Annotated in this window: 12 protein-coding genes and 1 tRNA gene; 3 read left to right on the forward strand and 10 right to left on the reverse strand. The window is 60.8% G+C overall.

Annotated features, from left to right (window positions below; all coding sequences use genetic code 11):
* The first annotated feature begins 75 nt into the window (after window positions 1-75).
* On the forward strand, window positions 76-672 hold the full coding sequence (locus NO932_RS10795) for a YbhB/YbcL family Raf kinase inhibitor-like protein (RefSeq protein ID WP_309160980.1): 597 nt from the start codon (window positions 76-78) through the stop codon (window positions 670-672).
* Between the two features lie 35 nt (window positions 673-707).
* On the opposite strand, the gene NO932_RS10800 is transcribed toward NO932_RS10795, so the two are convergent.
* The 10 genes from NO932_RS10800 to NO932_RS10845 form a co-directional block, all read right to left on the reverse strand.
* Window positions 708-783: transfer RNA gene (locus NO932_RS10800), tRNA-Trp, on the reverse strand.
* Window positions 784-938: 155 nt separating this feature from the next.
* Complete coding sequence (gene tuf, locus NO932_RS10805) at window positions 939-2,129, reverse strand: elongation factor Tu (RefSeq protein ID WP_309160979.1); 1,191 nt, start codon at window positions 2,127-2,129, stop codon at window positions 939-941.
* A gap of 119 nt (window positions 2,130-2,248) precedes the next feature.
* Window positions 2,249-3,445: a Tad domain-containing protein gene (locus NO932_RS10810; RefSeq protein WP_309207363.1), complete on the reverse strand. Its 1,197-nt coding sequence runs from the start codon at window positions 3,443-3,445 to the stop codon at window positions 2,249-2,251.
* A 123-nt stretch (window positions 3,446-3,568) separates the two neighbouring features.
* Complete coding sequence (locus NO932_RS10815; RefSeq protein ID WP_309207364.1) at window positions 3,569-4,543, reverse strand: class 1 fructose-bisphosphatase; 975 nt, start codon at window positions 4,541-4,543, stop codon at window positions 3,569-3,571.
* A gap of 89 nt (window positions 4,544-4,632) precedes the next feature.
* On the reverse strand, window positions 4,633-6,570 hold the full coding sequence (gene acs / locus NO932_RS10820; RefSeq protein WP_309207365.1) for an acetate--CoA ligase: 1,938 nt from the start codon (window positions 6,568-6,570) through the stop codon (window positions 4,633-4,635).
* A gap of 9 nt (window positions 6,571-6,579) precedes the next feature.
* The gene (locus NO932_RS10825) at window positions 6,580-7,338 is read right to left on the reverse strand and encodes an ABC transporter ATP-binding protein (RefSeq protein ID WP_309207366.1); all 759 of its coding nucleotides are present in this window, start codon (window positions 7,336-7,338) and stop codon (window positions 6,580-6,582) included.
* Window positions 7,338-8,105, reverse strand: coding sequence for an ABC transporter ATP-binding protein (locus NO932_RS10830; protein WP_309207368.1), 768 nt, complete (start codon window positions 8,103-8,105; stop codon window positions 7,338-7,340). The genes NO932_RS10825 and NO932_RS10830 overlap by 1 nt, the downstream gene beginning before the upstream one ends.
* A 10-nt stretch (window positions 8,106-8,115) precedes the next feature.
* Window positions 8,116-9,264, reverse strand: coding sequence for a branched-chain amino acid ABC transporter permease (locus NO932_RS10835; protein WP_309207369.1), 1,149 nt, complete (start codon window positions 9,262-9,264; stop codon window positions 8,116-8,118).
* 3 nt (window positions 9,265-9,267) lie between these two features.
* Window positions 9,268-10,296 carry a branched-chain amino acid ABC transporter permease gene (locus tag NO932_RS10840; RefSeq protein WP_309207371.1) on the reverse strand — a complete coding sequence of 343 codons (1,029 nt, stop codon included), beginning with the start codon at window positions 10,294-10,296 and terminating at the stop codon, window positions 9,268-9,270.
* 76 nt (window positions 10,297-10,372) lie between these two features.
* On the reverse strand, window positions 10,373-11,728 hold the full coding sequence (locus NO932_RS10845; RefSeq protein WP_309207372.1) for a substrate-binding protein: 1,356 nt from the start codon (window positions 11,726-11,728) through the stop codon (window positions 10,373-10,375).
* 223 nt (window positions 11,729-11,951) lie between these two features.
* Between NO932_RS10845 and NO932_RS10850 the strand changes: the two genes are divergently transcribed.
* On the forward strand, window positions 11,952-13,475 hold the full coding sequence (locus NO932_RS10850) for a short-chain fatty acyl-CoA regulator family protein (RefSeq protein ID WP_309207373.1): 1,524 nt from the start codon (window positions 11,952-11,954) through the stop codon (window positions 13,473-13,475).
* A 76-nt stretch (window positions 13,476-13,551) separates the two neighbouring features.
* Window positions 13,552-13,944: a response regulator gene (locus tag NO932_RS10855; RefSeq protein ID WP_309207374.1), complete on the forward strand. Its 393-nt coding sequence runs from the start codon at window positions 13,552-13,554 to the stop codon at window positions 13,942-13,944.
* Window positions 13,945-13,948: the final 4 nt, after the last annotated feature.

Below are 13,948 nucleotides of genomic sequence, written 5' to 3' on the forward strand. Positions count from 1 at the left end.
GCGGCGTTGACCCTATTTGGCGCATGAATTGTACTCCTTGGCGGGGGACCGTTGAACTCACGATGGAGATACAGAATGCGCAGCATATTTCTGAGCTCATTCCTGAGCATCACCCTGATGACCGCCGGAGCGGCGGGAGCACCGGCGCAGGACACCCAAGCACCTCCGCCCTTCGTACTATCCATTCCCGGTTTCGAGGACGGAGGAGAAATTCCCGTTGATTTCTCCCAAGCCGCCGATGGGGTCGCTGAGGGAGAAGGCACCTCCCCTGAGATCTCTTGGGAGAACCCGCCCGAGGGCACTGAGAGCTTTGTGCTCTATATGCACGACATCGACGTTGTCCGCGACATGACGCTGGAAGATCAGCTTCACTGGCTGGTCTGGAACATTCCGGCCGATACCACAATGCTCCCGGAAGGCGTCGAGCGTGGCGAGCAATTGGAGGACGGCAGCTATCAGACCAGCGCCACCGGCCCGGTCTATCGCGGCCCTGGCGCTCCGGCGGCGGGGCCCCTGCACCACTACGTGTTCGAACTCTATGCTCTCGACACCAGCCTGGATGTCGAGCCGGTCGAAGATCCATTCGAGAACCGCAGGGCGGTTCTGGAAGCCATGGACGGGCACATCCTCGGCAAGGCGACCTATGTCGGCCTGTTCAAGCGCCCAGAGTAGAGCGGCGGCTTAGGCGATTCAAACTGGAAGGAAAATGGCAGGGGCGGAGGGACTCGAACCCCCGGCCCTCGGTTTTGGAGACCGATGCTCTACCAACTGAGCTACACCCCTGCAGCGCCACCAAGGGCGCGGTATGAACCTGTGGAACAGGTCGATGGCGTGTCTAATGGCAAAGCTGGTCAGTGGCAAGTCCCATCGATGACGAAAAGGACAAAAAGAAAAGGGCGGCCGAGGCCGCCCTTCCCGTTCAAACCGTTTGCCGCCGATTAAGCGACGATTTTGGAGACGACGCCCGACCCGACGGTACGGCCGCCTTCGCGGATGGCGAAGCGCAGCTTTTCGTCCATGGCGATCGGAACGATCAGCTCGACATTGATCTTCACGTTGTCGCCCGGCATCACCATCTCGACACCGTCATTGAGCGTCACCACACCGGTCACGTCAGTGGTCCGGAAGTAGAACTGCGGACGGTAGTTGGTGAAGAACGGGGTGTGACGGCCGCCCTCTTCCTTGGTCAGAATGTAGACCTCGGCTTCGAACTTGGTGTGCGGGGTCACCGAACCGGGCTTGCACAGCACCTGGCCGCGCTCAACCTGGTTGCGGTCGATACCGCGGATCAGCGCGCCGATGTTGTCGCCAGCTTCACCCGAATCGAGCAGCTTGCGGAACATCTCGACGCCGGTCACCGTCGTCTTCTGGGTCGGCTTGATGCCGACGATCTCGACTTCCTCGCCAACCTTGATCACGCCACGCTCGACACGGCCGGTCACAACAGTGCCGCGGCCCGAGATCGAGAACACGTCTTCAACCGGCATCAGGAAGGGCTGATCCTTCGGACGCTCGGGAGTCGGGATGTAGGCGTCGACGGTTTCCATCAGCGCCAGAACCGCATCGCGGCCGATCTCGGGGCGCTTGTCTTCAAGAGCCATCAGCGCGCTCCCCTTGGTGATCGGAATGTCGTCACCGGGGAATTCGTACGAGGAGAGCAGCTCGCGCACTTCGAGCTCGACCAGCTCGAGCAGTTCCTCGTCGTCGACCTGGTCGACCTTGTTGAGGAACACCACAAGCGCCGGCACACCGACCTGGCGGGCCAGAAGGATGTGCTCGCGGGTCTGCGGCATCGGGCCGTCAGCGGCCGAAACCACCAAGATCGCGCCGTCCATCTGCGCCGCGCCGGTGATCATGTTCTTCACATAGTCGGCGTGGCCGGGGCAGTCCACGTGAGCATAGTGCCGGTTCGCGGTCTCGTACTCGACGTGCGAGGTCGAGATCGTGATGCCGCGCGCCTTCTCTTCGGGCGCCTTGTCGATGTTGTCATACGAGGTGAACGTCGCACCACCCGACTCGGCCAGAACCTTGGTGATCGCTGCCGTCAAAGACGTCTTGCCATGGTCAACGTGACCAATCGTGCCAATGTTCACGTGCGGCTTACTGCGGCTGAATTTTTCCTTGCCCATTGCTCACAACCATACATTCAAGAGTTAGAACTGCCGGGGCGTTTACCCGGTTGGGCGCGGGGAGACAAGTGGTTTTTAAAGGAACTACCGCCTTGCCTACAATGAATGCAATGAATGCATCAACTCAGCAGGCGAGCGTTCCGCTCGCCGCTTCGGACCTCTTCAGGGCATGCCATGACAACGCGAATGTCATCGTAGTCGCGATCCGATCCGCTGATGCGATCTTCCCAGCCGTAGTACATGTATTGGCCATTGCTACAGCCGGCGGTTGCCCGTTGCGGATTTCTGTTGGTTTGCCGCGGCGGAATAAGGGTGCCCGGGCGGTCGTCTTCCGTTACGCACTCTTCTCGCCTCTCACAGACTATGGTTTCAAGAATATTGCGTGAGCCAAGTCCAGTATGCTGATCGGCAACCCCGCGCTCGGAAATCGTATCAGTATAGTAGTTATTGCGCGTTCCACCGCTGTCCCATCGAGCAGAGGTAATTTTCTTTTCCCGAACGTCTTGGAGCGCGTTGTACACGTTTTCCAACCGCAAACTCAGATGAGAACCTGCTGGACACTGGGGCATGAGATAGGTGTATTTGCGTTCGCCAATGCTACCGCTCTTAATCTGCCGCCAAATCCCCTGTTCCTGAGAATCCAGGTATTCGACGCCGAGTGATGTTCGCATCTCATATGACGAACGGAGAAGCGCATCCTGGATGGGATTATCATCTTCGAGCGGATTGCCGGCATCGGGAATAAATTCCGACCCACCATTGTCGGCTATGGGCACCATCTGAGTGCGTCTGGGCTGTGTAGGGTCATTAAGTGGCCGGTCGGGCCAGAAGCAGTAGAGCCACAGCCTATTGAAATCCCAGGCTTCGAATTCGAGCGCGGCAAATTCGGGTGGACTATAGCGTAGCTCGGGCTCAGAAACGCGCGCGACCGCAGTTGCGGTGACGTGCTGAGTTTCTCCCACACCGGGAATCAACTTCACGAATGCAAGCGGAACGTCAGCCTCAGCAACGACTTCAAAGTCGACTCCACTCAGCCACTGCCCTCTGACCTCGATTTGGCGCGCCCAGTCGCCCTTGTAGCTGCGTCCTACCTCAGCCAGCATGGCCGTGCGAACGTCCGACCAGTTCACCTCATCATGCAGGGCACTCAGCGCAGCCGAATCTGCTTCTGCCTGCAGGAAATCCTTCACGTGCTGCAGCCGCACATAATCCACGGCCCAGCCGGCCATCGCGATGAAGGGAATCGCCATCACGGCGAAAATCACTGCGACGACGCCGTCCTCGCGCCGAAGCAAATCGAAAAAGCTGCGTCCCATGCCCGTGTCGCCCCTTGGCAAACCGGCGGCAAGCCGGCCACTCGCGAGCTAGACATTAGCCGAATGGATTTTCAGTAAACTTACGCAGTTGCCGCAAAACGATGCGGAAAGGTTTACCTGTCGTTAATAGAAGGACTTGGCGCGCTCGATCTCGTCACGCGATCCGATGATGATGCCGATGCGCTGGTGAAGGCTGGTCGGAACGACATCCAGGATACGCTCGGTTCCGGTCGTGGACGCGCCGCCCGCCGCCTCGATGATCATGCTCATCGGGTTAGCCTCATAGAGCAGCCGCAAACGACCGCCCTTGGCCTTGGTGTCCTCGTCTTCCGGATAGAGAAACACGCCGCCCCGGCACAGGATGCGGTGGAGATCGGCGACCATGGCGGCGCACCAGCGCATGTTGTAACTCTTGCCGAACGGTCCTGATTTGCCGGCGATGCAGGCGTCGATGAAGCCACGGGTCGCCGGATACCAGCGCGACTGTCGCGACGCGTTGATGGCAAACTCGGCGCTCTCGGCAGGAATTTCGACCTTCTCGTTGACGAGAACGAAGCTGGCGCTGGCTTCATCGAGGCTAAAGATCGAGACGGAACGGCCGGTTGTCAGCACCAGAAGCGTTGCGGGCCCGTAGAGCACGTAGCCGGCGGCGACCTGCCCGCTGCCGGGCTGCAAGACATCATCGGTTCCGACGTTTTCGCTTTTGCCCAAGTCAAGAACCGAAAAGATCGACCCCACCGCGCCATTGATTTCGAGGTTGGAGGACCCGTCGAGTGGGTCGAAGACCAGGGCGTGACGTGCATTCCGGGCATTTTCGACGAGCTCGATTTCGTCAAGTTCTTCCGAGACCATTGCCGCCAGAACACCGGTGGCCCTGCCGCGGCGCAGGAAGATATCGTTGGCAACCACGTCGAGCTTTTTCTGGACCTCGCCCTGGACGTTCACGGTCTGGGCCGCGCCTGTATCCCCGGCAACCGAAGCCATCCGTAAAGCGACTGCGATTTCGATGGCGCAATCGGCGGCCATCCCAAAGATCACGGCGATTGGGGCATCGAGCTTGCTGTCAGCGATCCAGGTTTCGAGAGTCTTGCGCGCCACGATCCATCTCCAGGTCTGTTCTAGACCTGCTTATGTGCGTGTGCGGCAAGCGTCCAGACCAACGAAAGTCCTAAACCTGGAATTCCAGGTCAACGGTCCGATCGATGCAGCCTGTTCTCGATGAGATTGTCCACGACGCCCGGATCGGCGAGAGTCGAGGTGTCGCCCAGCGATGAAAAGTCATCTTCTGCGATCTTGCGCAGGATGCGGCGCATGATCTTGCCCGAGCGGGTCTTGGGCAGCCCCGGAGCGAATTGGATGAGGTCGGGCAAAGCGATCGGGCCGATTTCCTTGCGGACCCAGTTCCTCAGTTCGCTGCCGAGCTCGGAATTTTCCTCTTCCCCCGCCATGAGGGTGACATAGCAATATATCCCCTGCCCCTTGATTTCGTGCGGATAGCCCACGACCGCCGCTTCGGAGACCTTTGGATGAGCGACGAGCGCGCTTTCGATCTCGGCGGTCCCCAGGCGATGGCCGGAGACGTTGAGGACATCGTCCACGCGACCCGTGATCCAGTAATACCCATCTTCGTCGCGACGGACGCCATCGCCGGTAAAGTAGAGGCCCTTGTAGGTCGAGAAATATGTCTCGACGAACCGGTCATGATCACCCCAGATGGTGCGCGCCTGCCCCGGCCAGCTATCGGCGATGGCAAGAACGCCCTCGGCCTTGATCTCTGCGATTTCCTCGCCCTCGGCGGTGAGCACCACGGGCTTGACCCCGAAAAACGGCAATGTCGCGGAGCCGGGCTTTGTGGGCACGACGCCCGGCAGTGGCGTAATCATCGCCCCGCCAGTTTCGGTTTGCCACCAGGTATCGACAATCTCGCAGCGCTCCTTGCCGATGTTCTTGTTGTACCATTGCCAGGCTTCGGGATTGATCGGCTCGCCCACTGTTCCGATCAGACGCAGGGATGAGAGATCGGCTTTTTCGACATACTCCAACCCGGCGCCCATCAGCGCTCGGATAGCAGTGGGTGCGGTATAGAAGATGGCCACCTTGTGCCGGTCGACCACCTGCCAGAAGCGGGAACAATCGGGCCAGTTGGGCACGCCTTCGAACAACAGTGAGGTGACGCCGTTGGCAAGCGGGCCATAAACCGCATAGGTGTGGCCGGTGACCCAGCCCACGTCTGCCGTGCACCAATAGACCTCGCCGGGGCGGGGATCAAAGATCATCTCATGGGTCAGTGATGCCCAGACCAGGTAGCCGCCGGTGGTGTGGAGCACGCCCTTGGGCTTACCCGTCGAACCGGAAGTATAGAGGATGAACAGCGGGTCTTCTGCGTTCATAGGCTCAGGTTCGCAGAACGGCGCGACGCCCGCGGCAGCTTCGTGCCACCAGATGTCTCGCGATCCCTTGATCGCGACGACGTTGCCGGTGTTTTCCACCACGACCACCTTTTCGACGCGCGGGCAATCCTGGAGCGCGGTGTCGACATTGGCCTTGAGCGGCACGGTCTTGCCGGCCCGGCGACCTTCATCCGCAGTGATGACGACGCGACTGTCGCAATCATTGATCCGGCCGGCCAAGGCGTCCGGCGAGAACCCGCCGAACACCACCGAATGCACCGCCCCAATGCGCGCGCAAGCGAGCATGGCATAGGCCGCGGCAGGAATCATCGGCAGGTAGATGGTGACGCGGTCTCCCTTCTCAACGCCAAGAGATCTGAGAACGTTGGCGAAGCGGCACACCTCGTCATGAAGCTTCTGGAACGTTATGCGCCGGGCGGGATCATTTGGATCATCCGGCTCGAATATAAGCGCAACCTTATCGGCATTGGTCGCCAGATGTCTGTCGATGCAATTGGCCGACACGTTGAGGATGCCGTCCTCGAACCATTTGATCGAGACATCGGGATAGGCGTAGCTGGTGTTCTTGACCTTGGAATACGGCTTGATCCAGTCGAGGCGCTGTCCCTCCTCCCGCCAGAAGGCTTCGGGATCGGTGAGCGAGGCTGTATATTTGTCGTTGAACTGCTGAGGTGTGAGGCGCGTATGGCGCGTGACCGGGGCTTGGCTGTTCATGGCAACATCCTAGATCGCTAGGTATTCGTGGCGCAGTTCGGCATTGTCGAGCACTTCGCGTGCAGTTCCGGAGAATGCGACCTCGCCGGTGTCGAGGATCACCGCGCGATCGGCAAGCTTGAGGGCTGCGACAGCATTCTGCTCGACGATGATCGTGGTGATACCCAGCTCCTTGATCTCGTGCAGAATGGTCTCGATCTCCTGGACGATGACCGGAGCAAGCCCCTCATAGGGCTCGTCGAGCAGAAGCAGCTTGAGATCGCGCGCCAGGGCGCGGGCGATGGCCAGCATTTGCTGCTCACCCCCCGACAGCGTCGTTCCCTCCTGACGGCGACGCTCGGCAAGACGCGGAAAATGCCCGTAGATGCGGTCGAGATCCCAGCCCATGCCGGGCGAAACCTGCGCCAGCGTGAGGTTTTCCTCGACCGTCAATCCCTGGATGATGCGCCGGTCCTCGGGAACGAGCTGAATGCCCGCCCTTGCGGCCTCGAACGCCTTGAGCTTGTGGATCGGTTGGCCGTCGAGCCAGATTTCTCCTCGATGCAGCATCGGACTGTCGAGCCGGGCGATGGTGCGCAGGGTGGAACTCTTGCCGGCACCGTTGCGGCCAAGCAGGGCGAGTATTTCGCCATGGGCGATGTCGAAGCTCACGCCCTGAACGATGTAGCTCTCGCCATAGTATGAGTGGATATCATCGACCGAGAAAAACGGCGCGGCCGCTTGCGGTCGAGAGGCGGCATCACGCTGGATGGTGGATACGGCGTTCATCAGTGCGCTCCTCCCAGATAGGCTTCCTGCACGCGGGTATCGCCGCGAACCTCCGAGGGCAGCCCTTCGGCGATGATGCGGCCGCCGGCCAAAACGGAGATCTTGTCGGCCAGAGAGAACACCACATGCATGTCGTGCTCGATGATGACCTTGGTCATCCCCCGGCTCTTGATCTTCTTTAGGAGTTCGATGGTGGTGTTGGTGTCGTGACGGCTCATCCCCGCTGTCGGCTCGTCAAGCAACAGGAGGCGCGGCTTTTGGATAAGGCACATGGCGAGTTCGAGCCGCCGCTTGTCACCCCGCGAAAGCGAACCCGCGTTGACGTTGCGCCTGTCGATCAGGCCCACGTCCTCGAGCATGGCTTCGGCTTCCTCGCGCAGCGCCGTTTCTCGTTCAAGCGGAGTGGCGAGATTGATCTTGAAAGCACCGTCCCGCCGGGCAAACGCCGGTGTCATGACGTTCTGGAGCACGGGCAGATCGGCGAAGATTTCTGGCGTCTGAAAGACGCGGCTTACGCCGAGCTGATTGATCTCGTGCGGCTTCTTGCCTGTCAGCACCACCCCATCGAACACCACAGCGCCGCTGGTGGGCGGGATGCGCCCGATCACCACATTGAGCAGCGTCGATTTGCCAGCGCCGTTGGGCCCTATAATCGCGTGGGTCTTTCCCTCCTCCACCTGCAGGTCGATATCGGAAAGAGCATGCAAACCGCCGAAGTTCTTATGGACATCGGCAACGTGCAGAACGACGTTATCCCTGGTTTCCATGACAGGTCTCCTATTCGGCTGCCGAGGTGCTGAGGGCGGAGCGCGTGGCTTCGCTTCGCCGGTTGGCGAACATCGCCCGGATACGGCGCACGCCTTCCATGATGCCGCCTGGCAGGAACACGACCACGAGGACGAAGACGAGCCCTTGCGTCAGGTGCCACCCCTCGCCCACGAACTTGGACGCAATCGCAACCCAGACGTCTTCGACACCATCCGGCAGCCACGAGAACACATAGTGCAGCAGGCGCTCGTTGAAGGCCGAGAAGATGTTTTCCATGTATTTGATGATCCAGGCACCGATCACCGGACCGATCAACGTGCCCACCCCGCCTAGAATGGTCATCAGCACCACCTCGCCCGAGGCGGTCCACTGCATGCGCTCGGCGCCGGCCAAAGGATCGGTGACCGCAAGCAGACCTCCGGCGAGGCCGGCATACATGCCGGAGATGACGAAGGCGGCCAGCGTATAAGGGCGGGTGTTGAATCCAGTATAGGCCATGCGGGTCTGATTGGATTTGACGGCCCGCAGCATCATGCCGAATGGAGAAGTGAAGATCTTCTGGGCGACAAAGAAGGCGATCAGCAGGATGACGGCGCAGAGATAGAAACCCTGGATGCCGCCAAGGGCATTGCCAAAGAGGCTTGGCGAGGGAATGCGCCCCGAGACACCGAGGGCAAACAGATTGTCCAGAACGCGAGGATCCGAGCTCGCAAGCTGGAGCGCTGTTTCACCATTGGTGATGGGCGTGAGGACCGAATAGGCGAGATTGTAGCTCATCTGCGCGAAAGCCAGCGTCAGGATCGAGAAATAGATGCCCGAGCGCCGCAGCGAGACATAGCCTATGACCAGCGCGAAGACAGCCGCCATGACGATGGCAAAGATCAGGGCTGGAATGACGTCCATGGACAATAGCTTGAACGACCATACCGCGGTGTAGGACCCCACCCCGAGGAACGCCGCGTGGCCGAAGCTGAGATAGCCGGTCAGCCCGAAGAGAATATTGAAGCCCACGGCAAAGATCGCAAAGATCGTGAACTGCTGCATCAGGCCGGGATATGCGGCGCCGAGCGGCTGCAGCCAGATCGGCATGGTGAGAACCACCAGCGAAAAGACCGCGAAGGTGACGTATTCGTTTTTTGGAAGCCGAAAGAAGTTCATAGCTCAGGCCTCCATCATGCCGCGCCGGCCCATGAGGCCTCGGGGGCGGACCAGAAGGATTACGACTGCAACCGCATAGATGATGATCTGATCGATACCGGGAATGATCGCCTTGATCTCGGTCATCGACGCGAAGGATTGCAGGATGCCGAGAAGGAAGCCCGCGGCGACGGCACCCGGCAACGAACCCATTCCGCCTACGACCACGACCACGAAGGACAGCACCAGAAAGTCCATGCCCAGATGGTAGTTGGGCGGCAGGAGCGGCGTGTACATCACACCAGCCAGCCCTGCGACGACCGCTGCGATCCCGAACATGATGGTGAAGCGCCTGTCTATATTGACGCCGAGCAGTCCGACTGTTTCGCGGTCGGCCATGCCGGCGCGCACCACCATGCCGAAGGTGGTGAACCGCAGGAAGGCGAAGACGGCCCCGATGACTGCGAGCGAAAAGCCGAGATAGACCAGACGCCAGAGCGGGTAGGTCACAGCGCCGGCCTGCAGGCCGAACAGCGCGCCGACATCGGCAGCGCCGCGAAAATCCGAAGGGATCGGCTGCGGCCATGGATTGGGACCAAAGAAGGTTTTGACCAGTTCCTGCAAAACGATGGCGAGGCCGAAGGTCACCAATATCTGCTCGGCGTGGGGACGCTTATAGAAATGCTTGATGAGCCCGCGCTCCATCGCGACCCCTATGACCAGCATCACAGGGATGGCGAGAAGGATCGACAGCGGCACTGAATAGTCGACCAGAACAGCACCCCAATCGCCAAACCAGGTTTCGGCCAGGGGCGTACGCACTTCAAGCGGCGTACCCCAAGGAGAAAGCTGGGTTTCATCGACCGTCACGCTTTCCATGGTGATCAGCGCCCGAAAGGCCACGGCGCAGAAGGCGCCGAGCATAAAGAGCGCGCCATGGGCGAAATTGACCACCCCAAGCGTTCCGAAAACCAAGGTGAGGCCCAAGGCGATCAGTGCATACGCGCCGCCCTTGTCCAGCCCATTGAGCAATTGCGCAAGAATCGCATCCATCAAGGTGGCTCCAGATGTACCTGTTGGCCCGGCCACATTCGCGGCCGGGCACTTTGCTTGTCCGGCTAGACCGGCCTCACGCGCACATGTTGGGTTCGTAGGGCCCCAACTCGCCGCCGAAGATCGACGGGTCGTAGGTCACCGAGTCGCGCGAAGCGGTGTTGACCACTTCGAGAAGGTCGAACTCGTTGGCCGGGGTCTCCTTGCCCTGCACGACCAGCACGTCCTTGAAGCACTGGTGATCGGCGCCACGGTAGAGCGTGGGGCCATTGCCCATGCCGTCGAACTCGAAATCCTCGAGCGCCCGGATGACTTCCGGGGGATAGAAGGTCCCTGCCCGCTCTACGGCGTCGGCATAAAGCAGCGTCTGGACATACGATGTGTGGGCCGCCTGGCTGGGCGGCGAACCCCACTTTGCGCCGAAAGAGGCGGTGAAGGCTTTCGATGCCTCGTCCCCCAGGCTCCAGTACCAGTTCGAGGTGCCATAGACGCCCTGGATCGCGGTGCCGGCACCGGCCGCCATGAGATCGGAGACGAGCGGCAGGACGAGCTCGAAGTTCTGTCCGTTCGCCTGCCGGTCACGCAGGCCGAACTGGGTGGCCTGGGTGATCGAGTTGACGCCATCGAACCCGTAGTGATTGAGGATGAGGACGTCGGCGCCCGAATTGAGGACCGGCGTGATATACTGGCTGAAATCCCCTGCCCCCACAGGCGTACGTACGGTTTCGACGGTTTCCCATCCGAGCGCCTCGGTGGCCGCGATCATCGATTCTTCCTGCGTCCAGCCCCAGGTGTAGTCGGCGGTGAGGTGATAGGCGCGGCGCTCATTGCCATAGGCTGCGCCGAGTTGCGGGCCCAGGCCGACCCCGGATTGATAGGCGTTGAAGAAATGGCGGAAGCCGTAGCGCCGCTTGTCCTTGCCGGTGGTGTCGTTCGAGTGCGTGAGGGCGGACATGAAAATGATGCCCATATCCTGGCAGAGGCTCTGCACCGCCACCGCGACGCCCGAGGACGAACCGCCGGTGATCATGATGGCGCCATCGCGTTCGATCATGCGGCGGGCTGACTCACGGGCCGGATCCGACTGGGTTTGGGTATCACCGGTGACATATTCGACCCGCTTGCCCAAAATGCCGTTGCCGGTCAGCGTCTTGGATGAAAAATGCGGGATAAGCCCGCCATCGCCCTCGCCGTTCAGATGCTCGACGGCCAGCTCATAAGCCTTGAGCTCATCTGCGCCTTCGTCGGCATATGCGCCGGTCTGCGGTACATTGAAGCCCAATGTGACCGTATCGCCCGTCGGAGCGTTGCAGAATTCCTGCGCCCATGCCCACTTCGACAGGATCAGGGGCGAGACCCCTGTAGCCAGAATGCCGGCCATGCCAGTCTTGACGACACGGCGGCGGCTGATTCCGCGTTTCGTTTCGCTCATCGATCTCCTCCTTTGATGCGGAGAAGGCATACCTCCATACGCCTCTCCGCCGACTCGAAGTATCGACGCGCGTTTACATCACCGCAACATGCTATTGTAAATCAACGAAAATCCTGTCAATCATTGACGATATTCCGCCGTATTCTCGTCAACGAATTGACAACGGAACCTCATGCGGGCACCTATCGGTCTCAGGATCAGTACCCGACGCAAAGCACTCCGCATGTCGCAAGCGGCGCTGGCGCGTAGCGTGGGCATCTCGCCGAGCTATCTCAATCTCATCGAAGCCAATAAGCGCCAGGTGGGCGGCACGCTGCTCCAGCGCATCGCCGCCGAACTCGAAATCACCATAGGCGAATTGACTGGAGAGGCCGAACATCGGCTCATACACGAATTGACCGAAGCGTTTGCCGATCCGGTCCTGGCCGATGTCGGGCTTAGTGCCGACCAGGCCCGCAGTCTTGTCGCGACCCAGCCGCAAATCGCCCAAATGATCGCCAGGCTTCACCGGGCCTACGCGGCTGCCGCCGTGAGTGCGGATGCCTACGCCAATCGCCTGCGCGCCGATCCGCTGCTCAGTCAACTTCTGCACCAGGTTCTCTCGCGCATTACCGCGGTGCGATCTTCGGCCGAGATTCTCGACGAGATCAAGGATCTCAGTTCCGAGGAGCGCGAGCGGTTTGTCGGATCGATTTCGCGCGAAGCGCGTGGGCTGACCGCAGTGGCGCAAAACCTGATCGGCCAATTCGATCATGCCAGTATCGCCAGCCGATCGGCCTCTGTCCGGCGCGAGCTGGACGACATGATCTTTGCCGCCCGCAATTACTTCCCGCTCCTGGAGGATCGCGCTGCCGAGATCGCGGCGGATTTGGGAGAACGGGCGGGCGAGGCCGCGATCATCGGCCATTTGCGCGAACGCCATGGCATTGCCGTCGAGCGAACCGCAAATCCGCCGTCAGGCCAGCCATTTGCCTACGATGCGGAACGCCGGACGATTTGGTTTCGCAACACCGTGCCGCAATCGACCAGACAGTTCCAGATGGTCAGACTGGTCGCGGACCTGACGAGCGGCGGCGTCCTGGACACCGTCGCCGGCGCGCCCGAGCTCTCCTCGGAAACCGCGCGCAAGTTGGCGCGGGCCTATCTTTCCTCCTACGCAGCCGGGGCGGTGCTTTTTCCCTATGAGCGCTTCAGGTCCGATGCAGAAGCCCTGCGCTATGATGTGGAAGCACTGAGCGAACGTTACAATGCCAGCTTCGAACAGGTTGCCCACCGGCTCGTGACCCTCAGGCGAGAGGACGCCGAGGGTGTCCCCTTTGGTTTCCTGCGCTCGGATCCGGCTGGGCGGCTGACCAAACACTTCCCCCTACCCGGCCTGCTGCTTCCCCAGACGGGGCACGCCTGCCCGCTCTGGGCCATCTATGCGGCGTTCCGCTCCTCGGGCCAGTTGGTTCGCCAGGTGGTGCGGTTTTCCGATGGCTCACGCTTCCTCTTTATTGCCAAGGCGGTTTCGCGCCGCTCCTCGGGCTTTGCCGATCAGGCGCTGCCCCATTCGATCCTCCTTGCAACCGATATCCTGCACGCAGACCGAACCGTTTACGCCGACGGTCTCGATTTGCGCGATTCCGGCGCCGACGTGCCCGTGGGGCCGAGCTGCCGGCTATGCACACGCGCGGATTGCCCCAGCCGGCAGGAGGCCCCGTTCGCGCCGGGCACCGAGGCCACGCTGACGGGCTCCATCGCCTGACGGGGCTTGGCGAATTGTCACAATTGCGCTTATCTGATGATGAGCCTTGCGGAGGAAGAGGCTCGGAGGGGGAGTTTTGGCTATCGATATTCTCATTGCAGAAGACGAGCCATCCATTCTCGAAGCGCTGGATTTCGTTCTGAAAAGAGCAGGATGGACCATCGGTGCCGTCATGGATGGTGAAGCGGTGATGGACGCTGTAAGGCGTCAGCGGCCTCGGGTTCTCGTTCTCGATATCATGCTGCCCAAGCGCAGCGGATTCGAGGTGCTCAAGCAGATCCGCTCCGATCAGTCGACGGCTGACTTGCCGGTTCTGGTCCTGACCGCCAAGGGGCAGCAGCAGGACCGGCGTATCGCCGAGGAACTTGGTGCCGACAGGTTCGTCACCAAGCCCTATTCCAACGCTGACGTGGTGGATGCGGTGCGAAGCCTGCTGGGCGATCCCTCCGATCTGCGCCACGCCCACTGAGCGA

Origin of the sequence: Pelagibacterium sp. 26DY04 (assembly GCF_031202305.1) — a bacterium.
In the GTDB taxonomy this organism is placed as follows: Bacteria; Pseudomonadota; Alphaproteobacteria; order Rhizobiales; family Devosiaceae; genus Pelagibacterium.